General features: G+C 56.2%; 1 pseudogene. It reads right to left on the bottom strand.

Annotation, left to right across the window (positions count from 1 at the left end):
- A pseudogene (gene gltJ / locus RTW80_RS28125) lies at positions 1-333 on the bottom strand (glutamate/aspartate ABC transporter permease GltJ); the annotation flags it as partial.

Consider the following 333-nt stretch of genomic DNA (forward strand, 5'->3'; position numbering starts at 1 on the left):
GTCATCACCAGCATGATAAAAGCGTTAATCAACACATACGCCAGCGTAATGGCGGTAAACGACTCCCAGGCATGGGCTGAGTAATCGAGCAATTTACCCGCCTGCGCCGCCATATCCACCAGACCGATAGTCGAGGCGATGGCGGAGTTTTTCACCAGGTTCATCATCTCTGAGGTCATCGGCGGGACGATAACGCGATAAGCATTAGGCAGCAGTACGTATCGATAAGCCTGCGGTAGCGTCAGGCCCATCGCCAGCGCGGCATTTTTTTGCCCTCGCGGCAGCGACTGAATCGCGGCGCGTACCTGTTCGCAAACACGGGCGGCGGTAAAC

This window comes from Escherichia sp. AM3, from assembly GCF_032029835.1.
GTDB lineage: Bacteria > Pseudomonadota > Gammaproteobacteria > Enterobacterales > Enterobacteriaceae > Escherichia > Escherichia coli.